At 68.1% G+C, this 12,987-nt stretch carries 7 protein-coding genes and 2 rRNA genes; 5 read left to right on the forward strand and 4 right to left on the reverse strand.

Annotation, left to right across the window (positions count from 1 at the left end):
- The first annotated feature begins 252 nt into the window (after positions 1-252).
- Both J2S46_RS27630 and rrf read left to right on the forward strand, forming a co-directional pair.
- Positions 253-3,374, forward strand: a 23S ribosomal RNA gene (locus J2S46_RS27630).
- 91 nt (positions 3,375-3,465) lie between these two features.
- Positions 3,466-3,582, forward strand: a 5S ribosomal RNA gene (rrf, locus tag J2S46_RS27635).
- 92 nt (positions 3,583-3,674) lie between these two features.
- Here rrf and J2S46_RS27640 read toward each other — a convergent pair.
- Together J2S46_RS27640 and J2S46_RS27645 are read right to left on the reverse strand one after the other, a co-directional pair.
- On the reverse strand, positions 3,675-4,127 hold the full coding sequence (locus J2S46_RS27640; protein WP_191292447.1) for a GNAT family N-acetyltransferase: 453 nt from the start codon (positions 4,125-4,127) through the stop codon (positions 3,675-3,677).
- Between the two features lie 192 nt (positions 4,128-4,319).
- The gene (locus J2S46_RS27645) at positions 4,320-5,111 is read right to left on the reverse strand and encodes a VOC family protein (protein WP_191292448.1); all 792 of its coding nucleotides are present in this window, start codon (positions 5,109-5,111) and stop codon (positions 4,320-4,322) included.
- Between the two features lie 224 nt (positions 5,112-5,335).
- Here J2S46_RS27645 and recD2 point away from each other — a divergent pair, with 224 nt between their 5' ends.
- The 3 genes from recD2 to J2S46_RS27660 all read left to right on the forward strand — a co-directional run bounded on the left by recD2 (position 5,336) and on the right by J2S46_RS27660 (position 10,332).
- A complete protein-coding gene (gene recD2 / locus J2S46_RS27650; protein WP_191292449.1) occupies positions 5,336-7,564 on the forward strand; it encodes an SF1B family DNA helicase RecD2 in 2,229 nt (742 codons plus the stop codon).
- Between the two features lie 214 nt (positions 7,565-7,778).
- A complete protein-coding gene (locus J2S46_RS27655; protein ID WP_370882252.1) occupies positions 7,779-9,089 on the forward strand; it encodes a citrate synthase in 1,311 nt (436 codons plus the stop codon).
- A gap of 523 nt (positions 9,090-9,612) precedes the next feature.
- A complete protein-coding gene (locus J2S46_RS27660) occupies positions 9,613-10,332 on the forward strand; it encodes an SDR family NAD(P)-dependent oxidoreductase (RefSeq protein WP_191292450.1) in 720 nt (239 codons plus the stop codon).
- A 53-nt stretch (positions 10,333-10,385) separates the two neighbouring features.
- Here the strand turns inward: J2S46_RS27660 and J2S46_RS27665 are convergent, their stop codons facing one another.
- Both J2S46_RS27665 and J2S46_RS27670 read right to left on the reverse strand, forming a co-directional pair.
- Positions 10,386-12,677, reverse strand: a complete 2,292-nt coding sequence (locus J2S46_RS27665; protein WP_191292451.1) for a heavy metal translocating P-type ATPase — start codon at positions 12,675-12,677, stop codon at positions 10,386-10,388.
- Between the two features lie 68 nt (positions 12,678-12,745).
- Positions 12,746-12,964 carry a heavy-metal-associated domain-containing protein gene (locus tag J2S46_RS27670; RefSeq protein ID WP_191292452.1) on the reverse strand — a complete coding sequence of 73 codons (219 nt, stop codon included), beginning with the start codon at positions 12,962-12,964 and terminating at the stop codon, positions 12,746-12,748.
- Positions 12,965-12,987: the final 23 nt, after the last annotated feature.

Genomic DNA, 12,987 nt, shown 5'->3' on the forward strand with positions numbered 1-12,987 from the left:
AAGTTGGTTGCTCATGGGTGGAACGTTGACTATTCGGCACGGTTCGGTCTCATCGACCGTAAGTACTGCGCTTCGGCGCGTGGAAAGCATCTGATGGGGTTGGGTCGTGTCGGGCACGTTGTTGGGTCCTGAGGGAACGGCCGTATGGTCGTTGCTTCAGTGCCGGTCCTACTTGATGATCCTCGTTTCGGGGGTTTGATGGTGGGTGACTGGTCGTTGTTTGAGAACTGCACAGTGGACGCGAGCATCTGTGGCCAAGTTTTTAAGGGCGCACGGTGGATGCCTTGGCACCAGGAACCGATGAAGGACGTGGGAGGCCACGATAGTCCCCGGGGAGCCGTCAACCAGGCTTTGATCCGGGGGTTTCCGAATGGGGAAACCCGGCAGTCGTCATGGGCTGTCACCCATACCTGAACACATAGGGTATGTGGAGGGAACGCGGGGAAGTGAAACATCTCAGTACCCGCAGGAAGAGAAAACAACCGTGATTCCGGGAGTAGTGGCGAGCGAAACCGGATGAGGCTAAACCTGATACGTGTGATACCCGGCAGGGGTTGCGTATGAGGGGTCGTGGGAAAGTTCTTCAGTCGTCTGCCGGCGGCTGGGTGAGTCAGAAACCGTTGGTGTAGTCGAAGGACATGCGAAAGGTCCGGCGTAGAGGGTAAGACCCCCGTAGACGAAATATCAGCGGCTCACTTGAGCTTCTCCCAAGTAGCACGGAGCCCGAGAAATTCCGTGTGAATCTGGCGGGACCACCCGCTAAGCCTAAATATTCCCTGGTGACCGATAGCGGATAGTACCGTGAGGGAATGGTGAAAAGTACCGCGGGAGCGGAGTGAAATAGTACCTGAAACCGTGTGCCTACAAGCCGTGGGAGCGTCGGACATGCAGCTTGCTGTGTGTCTCGTGACTGCGTGCCTTTTGAAGAATGAGCCTGCGAGTTTGCGGTGTGTAGCGAGGTTAACCCGTGTGGGGTAGCCGTAGCGAAAGCGAGTCCGAATAGGGCGTTTCAGTTGCATGCCCAAGACCCGAAGCGGAGTGATCTAGCCATGGGCAGGTTGAAGCGGAGGTAAGACTTCGTGGAGGACCGAACCCACCAGGGTTGAAAACCTGGGGGATGACCTGTGGTTAGGGGTGAAAGGCCAATCAAACTCCGTGATAGCTGGTTCTCCCCGAAATGCATTTAGGTGCAGCGTCACGTGTTTCTTGCCGGAGGTAGAGCACTGGATAGGCGATGGGCCTCACCGGGTTACTGACCTTAGCCAAACTCCGAATGCCGGTAAGTGAGAGCGTGGCAGTGAGACTGTGGGGGATAAGCTCCATGGTCGAGAGGGAAACAGCCCAGAACACCGACTAAGGTCCCTAAGCGTGTGCTAAGTGGGAAAGGATGTGGAGTCGCAGAGACAACCAGGAGGTTGGCTTAGAAGCAGCCACCCTTGAAAGAGTGCGTAATAGCTCACTGGTCAAGTGATTCCGCGCCGACAATGTAGCGGGGCTCAAGCACACCACCGAAGTCGTGTCATTGCAGCAACAGGGCCAACGCCTGCTGTGATGGGTAGGGGAGCGTCGTGTTCCGGGTGAAGCAGCGGAGGAATCCAGTTGTGGACGGGACACGAGTGAGAATGCAGGCATGAGTAGCGATACAAGAGTGAGAAACTCTTGCGCCGATTGACCAAGGGTTCCTGGGTCAAGCTGATCTGCCCAGGGTAAGTCGGGACCTAAGGCGAGGCCGACAGGCGTAGTCGATGGACAACGGGTTGATATTCCCGTACCCGCTTTGAAGCGCCAACGTCGAACCTCTGAATGCTAAAGCCGCGAAGCCGGCCCGGAGTCTTCGGACAATGGGACGTGGTGGAGCCGCTGACCCAACAGGGTAGTAGGTGAGCGATGGGGTGACGCAGGAAGGTAGTCCAGCCCGGGCGGTGGTTGTCCCGGGGTAAGGGTGTAGGCCGAGTGATAGGCAAATCCGTCACTCATTGAGGCTGAGACCTGATGCCGAGCCGATTGTGGTGAAGTGGATGATCCTATGCTGTCGAGAAAAGCCTCTAGCGAGTTTCATGGCGGCCCGTACCCCAAACCGACTCAGGTGGTCAGGTAGAGAATACCGAGGCGTTCGGGTGAACTATGGTTAAGGAACTCGGCAAAATGCCCCCGTAACTTCGGGAGAAGGGGGGCCGGAACTGGTGATCGGATTTACTCCGTGAGCTGGGGCCGGCCGCAGAGACCAGCGAGAAGCGACTGTTTACTAAAAACACAGGTCCGTGCGAAGCCGTAAGGCGATGTATACGGACTGACGCCTGCCCGGTGCTGGAACGTTAAGGGGACCGGTTAGTCGAGATTCGTCTCGGCGAAGCTGAGAACTTAAGCGCCAGTAAACGGCGGTGGTAACTATAACCATCCTAAGGTAGCGAAATTCCTTGTCGGGTAAGTTCCGACCTGCACGAATGGCGTAACGACTTCTCGACTGTCTCAACCATAGGCCCGGTGAAATTGCATTACGAGTAAAGATGCTCGTTTCGCGCAGCAGGACGGAAAGACCCCGGGACCTTTACTATAGCTTGATATTGGTGTTCGGTTCGGCTTGTGTAGGATAGGTGGGAGACTTTGAAGCAGCCACGCCAGTGGTTGTGGAGTCGACGTTGAAATACCACTCTGGTCGTGCTGGATGTCTAACCTGGGTCCGTGATCCGGATCAGGGACAGTGTCTGGTGGGTAGTTTAACTGGGGCGGTTGCCTCCTAAAGAGTAACGGAGGCGCCCAAAGGTTCCCTCAGCCTGGTTGGCAATCAGGTGTTGAGTGTAAGTGCACAAGGGAGCTTGACTGTGAGACCGACGGGTCGAGCAGGTGCGAAAGCAGGGACTAGTGATCCGGCGGTGGCTTGTGGAAGCGCCGTCGCTCAACGGATAAAAGGTACCCCGGGGATAACAGGCTGATCTTCCCCAAGAGTCCATATCGACGGGATGGTTTGGCACCTCGATGTCGGCTCGTCGCATCCTGGGGCTGGAGTAGGTCCCAAGGGTTGGGCTGTTCGCCCATTAAAGCGGTACGCGAGCTGGGTTTAGAACGTCGTGAGACAGTTCGGTCCCTATCCGCTGTGCGCGTAGGAATATTGAGAAGGGCTGTCCCTAGTACGAGAGGACCGGGACGGACGAACCTCTGGTGTGCCAGTTGTCCTGCCAAGGGCATGGCTGGTTGGCTACGTTCGGGAGGGATAACCGCTGAAAGCATCTAAGCGGGAAGCCTGCTTCGAGATGAGTATTCCCACCTCCTTGAGAGGGTAAGGCTCCCAGTAGACGACTGGGTTGATAGGCCGGATGTGGAAGCCCTGTAAGGGGTGGAGCTGACCGGTACTAATAGGCCGAGGGCTTGTCCTCAGTTGCTCGCGTCCACTGTGTTGTTCTGAAACAACGACCCCGTATGTCCCGGGCCACGGGATGGTGCGGTGCGGTGACAGTTTCATAGTGTTTCGGTGGTCATAGCGTGAGGGAAACGCCCGGTTACATTCCGAACCCGGAAGCTAAGCCTTACAGCGCCGATGGTACTGCAGGGGGGACCCTGTGGGAGAGTAGGACGCCGCCGAACAATCATTGTGGAGAAGCCCTGCCGGGTAACCGGCAGGGCTTTTCTGCGTTTCCGGACCGGAGTCGGACCAGGGGTTCGGATCCGACACCGGATCAGAGCTGGAGCTTGAATCCGAGGTGCGAGCCGGTGAATCCGAGGCGCTCGTAGAAGCGGTGCGCGTCCGTGCGGCCGGCGTCCGAAGTGAGCTGGACCAGGTTGGCCCCCAGTGCGCGGGAGGTGTCGACGGCCCACTCGATGAGCCGGCTGCCCAGCCCGCCGCCCCGCTCGTCCGCGTGCACCCGGACGGCCTCGACGACGGCCCGGGTCGAGCCCTTCCGGGAGAGTCCGGGGATCAGCGTCAGTTGAAGGGTGCCGACCGTCCGGCCGTCCCGTACGGCGACCACCAGGTGCTGTTGCGGGTCGTCCTCGATCCGGCGGAACGCCGAGCGGTAGGGCGTCAGGTCCTCGGGCGACTCCCGGGTGCTGCCCAGCGGGTCGTCCGCCAGCATGGCCACGATGGCTGGCAGGTCGTCGGCGGTGGCACGGCGGATCTGGAGATCGTTCATTGCCTCAGGGTAGGCGAGCCCCCGCCCCGCCCGCTGATGGGCCGACAAGGGCCGGCAGGGGGTGGTGACGGACGGCTCGGCCCGTCGCCGGACCAGAACAGCGCCCGCCGCCCCCGCACGCCGTCCCGCCGCGCAGGGCGCCTTCCGGACCGTCCGTGCCCGGCGGCGCTCTTTCGGGCGGGTGACAGGGCCTCACTGTCCGGGCTGTGCGCTCCTGATGACGGCGAGCACCGCGCCGTGCGGGTCGACGATCTGCGCGAGCCGGCCCACGCCGTGGAAGTCCGTGGGCGGGATCCGGACGGTCGCGCCGAGCCGCTCGGCGGTGACGGTGCAGGCGTCCGGGTCGAGGACCTCGAAGTAGGGCAGCCAGTGCGAGGTGGTGCCGGCGGCGGTCTGCTCCGGGCCGAGCTGCATGATGCCGCCCTGCCCGTCGTCGGTGCCGCCGCCGGCCGGGGTGAGCACGGTGTAGGTCACGTCGCCGAACGGCACGTCCTGCTCCTGCCAGTCGAACACGGCCCGGTAGAAGGCCTTCCCCGCTTCGGCGTCCGTGCTGTAGCACTCCGTCCAGCACAGCGTCCCCGGGTCGGTGACGGCGTCCAGGCCGACGGTGTCCCGCGGCTGCCAGACGGCGAAGTCGGCGCCGGTCGGGTCGGTGTAGCCGGCCATCCGTCCGTTGGTGAACACGTCGAAGGGCGCGAAGCGGACCTTGCCGCCGGCCCGTTCCACCGCGGCGGTGGTGCGGTCGGCGTCGGTGGTCCTGAAGTAGATCGTCCAGGCGGAGGTGGCGCCCTCCTCGGTGAGCGGGCCCAGCGCGGCGACCGTCCGGCCGTCCTGCTGGAAGAAGCCGTAGCCGCCGGCGGCGGGGCCGGCCGAGGCGAAGGTCCAGCCGAGCAGGGCGCCGTAGAAGGCGGCGGAGGCCGCGGTGTCGGGGCTGCCGAGGTCGAGCCAGTTGGGGGAGCCGGGCACGTAGTCGGTGGTGAGCATGGTCGGGACTGCTCCTTGCGCGGGCCCGCCGGGGACGGGGACGGATGGGTTCCCCCCTGCGCTCCCCAGCCTTCCACCGGTGCCGGGAGCCCGCAGTGCGGGTACCGCCGGGCGCCTCGGCCACCGGTGCCGGGGCGGGTGCGGTCGTCGCTGAATGTCCGGGCTGTCGGAGCCGGGCGGTACGGTGCGTGGCGGATGGTCACCCGAATCGGCAAGGGGGTCCCGTGGCCACGCAGCAGCAGCCCGCGGTGCCGCGCCAGCTCGCCCAGGTGGAGGGGGTGCTGGAGCGGATCACGTACGCCAACGAGGAGACCGGCTACACGGTCGCCCGGGTGGACACCGGCCGGGGCGGGAACGACCTGCTGACGGTGGTGGGCGCGCTGCTGGGGGCGCAGCCGGGGGAGTCCCTGCGGCTGCACGGGCGGTGGGCCTCGCATCCGCAGTACGGGAAGCAGTTCGTGGTGGAGAACTACACCACGGTGCTGCCGGCCACCGTCCAGGGCATCCAGCGCTATCTGGGGTCGGGGCTGATCAAGGGGATCGGGCCGCGGTTCGCGGAGCGGATCGTGGAGGCCTTCGGGGTGGACACCCTGGAGGTGATCGAGAACGCTCCGGCGCGGTTGATCGAGGTGCCGGGGCTGGGGCCGAAGCGGACGAAGAAGATCGCCGAGGCCTGGGAGGAGCAGAAGGCCATCAAGGAGGTGATGGTCTTCCTGCAGGGGGTGGGGGTCTCGACCTCGCTGGCGGTGCGGATCTTCAAGAAGTACGGGGACGCCTCGATCGGGGTGGTGAAGAACGAGCCGTACCGGCTGGCCTCGGACGTGTGGGGCATCGGCTTCCTGACGGCGGACCGGATCGCCCAGGCGGTGGGCATCCCGCACGACAGTCCGGAGCGGGTGAAGGCGGGCCTGCAGTACGCGCTCTCGCAGAGCAGCGACCAGGGGCACTGCTACCTGCCGGAGGAGCGGTTGATCGCCGACGGGGTGAAGCTGCTGCAGGTCGACGTGGGGCTGGTGATCGACTGTCTGGCCGAGCTGGTCGCCGAGGAGGGGGTGGTCAGGGAGGCGGTGCCGGGGGAGGGCGGGCAGCCGGTGACGGCGGTCTACCTGGTGCCGTTCCACCGGGCGGAGATCTCGCTGTCGAACCAGTTGCTGCGGTTGCTGCGGGCGGATTCCGACCGGATGCCGGGGTTCGCCGACGTGGACTGGGCGGCGGCGCTGGGCTGGCTGGCGAAGCGGACGGGGGCGGAGCTGGCACCGGAGCAGGAGCAGTCGGTCCGCCTGGCGCTGACCGAGAAGGTCGCGGTGCTGACCGGGGGGCCGGGCTGCGGGAAGTCCTTCACGGTGAAGTCGATCGTGACGCTGGCCCTGGCGAAGCGGGCGAAGGTGGTGCTGGCGGCGCCGACCGGCCGGGCGGCCAAGCGGCTGTCCGAGCTGACGGGGGTGGAGGCGTCCACCGTGCACCGGTTGCTGGAGCTGCGCCCGGGGGGTGACGCGGCGTACGACCGGGACCGGCCGTTGGAGGCCGACCTGGTGGTGGTGGACGAGGCCTCGATGCTGGATCTGATCCTGGCGAACAAGCTGGTCAAGGCGGTGGCGCCGGGTGCCCACCTGCTGTTCGTGGGGGATGTGGACCAGCTGCCGTCGGTGGGCGCCGGCGAGGTGCTGCGGGACATGCTGGCCGCCGGGAGCCCGGTGCCGTCGGTGCGGCTGACCAGGATCTTCCGGCAGGCGCAGGAGTCCGGGGTGGTGACCAACGCGCACCGGATCAACGAGGGCCTGCCACCGCGCACGGAGGGGCTGGCGGACTTCTTCCTGTTCGTGGAGGACGACGCCGAGAAGGCGGCGGGGCTGACGGTCGACGTGGTGGCGCGCCGGATCCCGCAGAAGTTCGGGCTGGACCCGCGCCGGGACGTCCAGGTGCTGGCGCCGATGCACCGGGGGCCGGCCGGCGCGGGCAACCTGAACACGCTCCTCCAGGCGGCGGTCACGCCGGGGCGCGAGGGGCTGCCCGAGCGCCGTCTCGGTGGCCGCACGTTCCGGGTGGGGGACAAGGTCACCCAGATCCGGAACAACTACGAGAAGGGGCAGAACGGCGTCTTCAACGGCACGGTCGGGGTGGTGACCTCCATCGCGGTGGACGACCAGCGGCTGACCGTGCTGACGGACGAGGACGAGGAGATCGGGTACGACTTCGACGAGCTGGACGAACTGGCGCACGCGTACGCGGTGACGATCCACCGTTCGCAGGGCAGCGAGTACCCGGCGGTGGTGATTCCGGTCACCACCTCGGCCTGGACGATGCTCCAGCGAAATCTGCTCTACACGGCGGTGACCAGGGCAAAACAACTCGTTGTACTGGTGGGGTCACGGAAGGCGATCGGACAGGCCGTCCGGACGGTCAGCGCAGGTCGCAGGCACTCCGCACTGGACCACCGGCTGGCCACTGGATGATTCTCCAACGGGACCCTTGCCTCTAGAGTTCTCTTGACGTGAAGAGATTTAGGGCAGAGCCTAGTGTGGTGCCGATCTTGTCCGGTTCATACCGGCTGCGGCGACGGGTTTTGTAGGGGACGGCCCTTTCGGGCCACCCCGGGTGCGCAACTGTCCGCCAGATGGGGGATGGTAGAGACAGTCAGGGCACCTTGGATGAGGATTCATTTCGTCGGTGAGGAAGAGCGTGAGCGAGAACAGTCCAGACGCTGTAGTACTGCGGTACCAGGGCGGCGAGTACGAGTACCCCGTCGTCGCGAGTACTGCGGGCAACGCCGGCTTCGACATCTCGAAGCTGCTCCCGCAGACCGGCCTGGTGACCCTGGACAACGGCTTCGGCAACACCGCCGCCTACAAGTCCGCGATCACCTTCGTGGACGGCGACAACGGCATCCTGCGCTACCGCGGCTACCCGATCGAGCAGCTGGCCGAGAAGGGCAGCTTCATCGAGACCGCGTACCTCCTGATCAACGGCGAGCTGCCGAACGCCGACCAGCTGGCGATCTTCAGCAACGAGATCACCCAGCACACCCTGCTGCACGAGGACGTCAAGCGCTTCTACCAGGGGTTCCCCCGGGACGCGCACCCGATGGCGATGCTCTCCTCGGTGGTCGGCGCCCTGTCGACGTTCTACCAGGACAGCCACAACCCGTTCGACGCGGGCCAGCGCCACCTGTCGACCGTCCGCCTGCTGGCGAAGCTGCCGACCATCGCGGCCTACGCCTACAAGAAGTCGGTCGGCCAGCCGTTCGTCTACCCGCGCAACGACCTCGGCTACGTCGAGAACTTCCTGCGGATGACGTTCGCCGTCCCCGCCGAGGACTACGAGCTCAACCCGGTCGTGGTCAACGCGCTGGACAAGCTGCTGATCCTGCACGCGGACCACGAGCAGAACTGCTCGACCTCCACCGTGCGCCTGGTGGGCTCCAGCCACGCGAACCAGTTCGCCTCGATCTCGGCCGGCATCTCGGCGCTCTGGGGTCCGCTGCACGGCGGCGCCAACCAGGCCGTCCTGGAGATGCTGGAGCAGATCCAGAAGGACGGCGGCGACGTCGACTCCTTCATCCGCAAGGTGAAGAACCGCGAGGACGGCGTGAAGCTCATGGGCTTCGGTCACCGCGTGTACAAGGCCTTCGACCCGCGCGCCGCGCAGGTCAAGATCCTGGCCCACGAGGTGCTCGCCCAGCTCGGCAAGTCCGACGAGCTGCTGGAGATCGCCCTCAAGCTGGAGGAGCACGCGCTCAACGACGACTTCTTCGTCTCGCGCAAGCTCTACCCGAACGTGGACTTCTACACCGGCCTGATCTACCGCGCCATGGGCTTCCCGACCAGCATGTTCACCGTGCTGTTCGCGCTCGGCCGGCTGCCCGGCTGGATCGCCCACTGGCACGAGATGATCAACGACCCGACGAGCCGCATCGGCCGTCCGCGTCAGATCTACACCGGCACCGCGATCCGCGACTACGTCGGTCTCGACGCTCGCTGACCCGCCCGCGGGTGGTGGCAAAGGGCCCGGTCGCACCGCTCTTCCCGAGTGGTGCGGCCGGGCCCTCGCGTCGTCCGGTGCTGGGTACGGCGCACGACGTCCGGGGGCGGCCGTGGCCAGGGGCGGCCGCTCAAAGCGCCCCTGACCCGCCGCACCCCGGCGTCGTGCGCGAAGACCGCCGAGCAGTCGACGGCCGTCCCGGGGCCCGCCGGAGCCCCGCCGGCGACAGCCCCGGCCGTGCGGGGGCATGGCGGATGTCCGCCCTGTCGCCGCGCGCCGAAAAACTGCCGCACTACAAAGCTAAGACGTATCAGGGCGCTCAAAGTTACGCCCGGGGGGTGTGAGCTGTCTCTCGCCACGCTCCGTGTGTGCCCGACCGCGGGCTCATACCACATCATCCACCACGGCCGACGTCACCCTCCCCGCAGTCACGGCGACCCAGCGTGATAGGAATCGTGGCATTCCGGTACGGACCGCCCGCACATCGGCAGCGGGGTGGCCGGGCCGGGGAGGGAGTGCGCAGATGGCCAGGAACGTCGTCGTCACCGGGGGTGGCACGGGCATCGGGTACGAGGTCGCGCGGAGATTCGCCGAGGCGGGCGAACAGGTCATGATCGTCGGACGACGGCGCGACGTGCTGGAGAAGGCCGCCACCGACCTCGGCCCCCGGGTCACCCCGCTGGTCTGCGACCTCGCCGACCCGGACGCGGTCGAGCACGCCCTCGGCGGGCTGCCGGCCCAGATCGACGTCCTGGTCAACAACGCGGGCAGTCGCGAGACCGTGATCGGCGCCGGGCCGCACGCGCTGCTGGCCCGCTGGCGCGGCGACTTCGAGCGCAACGTGCTGACGGTGGTGCTGCTCACCGAGTCCGTCCGGGACCGGCTCACCCAGGGCTCCGGCCGGGTCGTCACGGTCAGCTCGATCGCGGCGCTGCGCGGGGCCGGCTCGTACGGCGCCGCCAAGGCCTCGCTGCACGCCTGGAACAACTTCCTCGCCGCCCAGCTCGGACCGTCCGGGATCACCGCCAACATCGTCGCGCCGGGGACGGTGGCCGGCACCGAGTTCTTCGGGCCCCGGCTGGACGAGGCCGAGGTCTCCCGCCGGGCCTCGCGCACCCTGCTCGGCCGGATCGGCGAGACCGGCGAGGTGGCGGCGGCGGTCTACTTCCTCGCCTCGCCCGAGGCCGGCTTCATCACCGGCGAGATCCTGCACTGCAACGGCGGGGAACTGCTCGGGCGCTGAGCGCGCCGCGGGCCCGTGCCCGGGTCGGACACGGGCCCGCGGCGCGCCGCCGCTCAGGCGGCCCTGAAGCGCCGCAGTCGCAGGCTGTTGGTGACCACGAAGGCCGAGGAGAAGGCCATCGCGGCGCCCGCCACCACCGGGTTCAGCAGTCCGGCGGCGGCCAGCGGGATCGCCGCCACGTTGTAGGCGAAGGCCCAGAACAGGTTGCCCTTGATGGTGGCCAGCGTCCGGCGGGAGAGCCGGATCGCGTCCCCGGCGGAGCGCAGGTCGCCCCGGACCAGGGTCAGGTCGGCGGCCTCGATCGCGGCGTCGGTGCCGGTGCCCATCGCCAGGCCCAGGTCGGCCTGGGCCAGTGCGGCAGCGTCGTTGACGCCGTCCCCGATCATCGCCACCGAGCGGCCCTCGGCCTGCAGGGTGCGGACGGTGGCGACCTTGTCCTCCGGGAGCACCTCGGCGACCACGTCCGCCGGGTCGATGCCGACCTCGGCCGCCACGGCCAGTGCCACCGCCCGGTTGTCCCCGGTCAGCAGCACCGGGCGCAGGCCCAGCGCGCGCAGCTCGGCGATCGCCCGGGCGCTGGTGGGCTTCACCGTGTCGGCGATCTCCAGCACCGCCCTGGCCTCGCCGTCCCAGCCGACCGCGACCGCCGTCCGGCCGGCCGCCTCGGCCGCCGCCTTGGCCTCGGCCAGCACCGGCGGCAGCTGCTGGGCGGCGTCCGCCAGCAGCGCCTCGCGGCCGACCAGCACCGCACGGCCCTCGACCACGCCCCGGACGCCCAGCCCGGGCACGTTCTCGAATCCCTCGACGGGCGGCAGGGCGCCCACCCGTTCGGCGGCGGCCGCGGCGACGGCTGCCGCCACCGGGTGCTCGGAGGCGTGCTCCAGCGCGCCGGCCAGCCGCAGGGCCTCGTCCACCGGGACGCCGGGAACGGTGTGGACGGCGACGAGGGCCATCCGGCCGGTGGTCACGGTGCCGGTCTTGTCGAGCACCACGGTGTCCACCCGGCGGGTGGTCTCCAGCACCTCGGGGCCCTTGATCAGGATGCCCAGCTGGGCGCCCCGGCCGGTGCCGACCATCAGGGCGGTGGGCGTGGCCAGTCCCAGGGCGCAGGGGCAGGCGATGATCAGGACGGCCACGGCCGCGGTGAAGGCCTCGGTGGGGCTGTTGCTGACCAGCAGCCAGCCGACCAGGGTGCCGAGCGCGATCAGGATGACGACGGGCACGAAGACCGCCGAGATCCGGTCGGCCAGGCGCTGGGCGGCGGCCTTGCCGTTCTGCGCCTCCTCGACCAGCCTGGCCATCCGGGCCAGCTGGGTGTCGGCGCCGACCCGGGTGGCCTCGACCACCAGGCGGCCGCCGGCGTTGACGGTGGCGCCGGTGACCGGGTCGCCGACCGCGACCTCGACCGGCACGGACTCCCCGGTGAGCATCGAGGCGTCCACCGCGGAGGCGCCCTCGACCACCACGCCGTCGGTGGCGATCTTCTCGCCGGGCCGGACCACGAACCGGGTGCCGACCGTCAGCCGGGCCACCGGCATCCGCACCTCGCGGCCGCCCTCCAGCACCGCGACCTCCTTGGCGCCCAGGTCCAGCAGGGCGTGCAGGGCGGCGCCGGCGCGGCGCTTGGACCGGGCCTCCAGCCAGCGGCCGAGCAGGATCAGCACGGTGACGGCGGCGGCGGTCTCCAGGTAGAGGGAGGAGGCGGCGTCGCCGCGGGCCACCGCGAGGGAGAACTCGTGCTTCATGCCGGTCATCCCGGCGTGGCCGAGGAACAGCGCCCAGAGCGACCAGCCGAAGGCGGCCAGGGTGCCGAGCGAGACCAGGGTGTCCATGGTGGCGGCGCCGTGCCGCAGGTTGGTCCAGGCCGCTCGGTGGAACGGCAGCCCGCCGTACACGACGACGGGGCCGGTCAGGGCGAGGGCCAGCCACTGCCAGTTGTCGAACTGCAGGGCGGGGACCATCGAGAGCAGGACGACCGGGACGGTGAGCACGGTGCTGATCAGCAGCCGGTCGCGGGCGGCGGTCCGCTCCGGGTCCGGGGCGGCGGCGCCGTCGGGGGCCGTTCCGGCGGCCGGCGGCGGGGCGGGCAGCTCGGCCGTGTAGCCCGTCCGCTCCACGGTGGCGACCAGGTCGGCCACGCTCACGCCGGGCCCGAAGTCGATCCGGGCCCGTTCGGTCGCGAAGTTCACGACGGCCTCGACGCCGTCCATCCGGTTGAGCTTCTTCTCGATCCGGGCCGCGCAGGAGGCGCAGGTCATCCCGCCGATCGACAGTTCGACGCGCTCGCCCGCGGCCGCCGGGGCGGTGGGGCCGGTGCGCGGGGTCCCCGGGGTGGTGGTGCTCATGTCGTCTCCTCCGTCTCGGAGAGCGTACGGCGGGGGCGGGTGTCCGGCCCCCGCCGTACCGGGGGGCCTCAGGCCGAGCGGCCGACGAGCTCGTAGCCGGCCTCGTCGACGGCGGCGCGCACCTGGCTGTCCTCCAGCGGGGCCGCCGAGTGGACCGTCACGGTGCCGGCCTTGGCGTCGGCGGCCACCTCCGTCACGCCGGGGAGGGCGGAGACCTCGGAGCTGACCGACTTCTCGCAGTGGCCGCAGCTCATGCCGGTGACGGTGTAGGTGATGGTGCTGGACATCGGGACCTCCGGGGGGTGGCTGC

It is taken from the genome of Kitasatospora herbaricolor (genome assembly GCF_030813695.1).
Lineage (GTDB): Bacteria > Actinomycetota > Actinomycetes > Streptomycetales > Streptomycetaceae > Kitasatospora > Kitasatospora herbaricolor.

Coding starts and splice junctions, on each gene's coding strand:
- J2S46_RS27665 (WP_191292451.1), bottom strand. CDS start 12,677: ATGAGCACCACCACCCCGGGGACCCCGCGCACCGGCCCCACCGCCCCG.
- J2S46_RS27640 (WP_191292447.1), bottom strand. CDS start 4,127: ATGAACGATCTCCAGATCCGCCGTGCCACCGCCGACGACCTGCCAGCC.
- J2S46_RS27660 (WP_191292450.1), top strand. CDS start 9,613: ATGGCCAGGAACGTCGTCGTCACCGGGGGTGGCACGGGCATCGGGTAC.
- J2S46_RS27670 (WP_191292452.1), bottom strand. CDS start 12,964: ATGTCCAGCACCATCACCTACACCGTCACCGGCATGAGCTGCGGCCAC.
- J2S46_RS27645 (WP_191292448.1), bottom strand. CDS start 5,111: ATGCTCACCACCGACTACGTGCCCGGCTCCCCCAACTGGCTCGACCTC.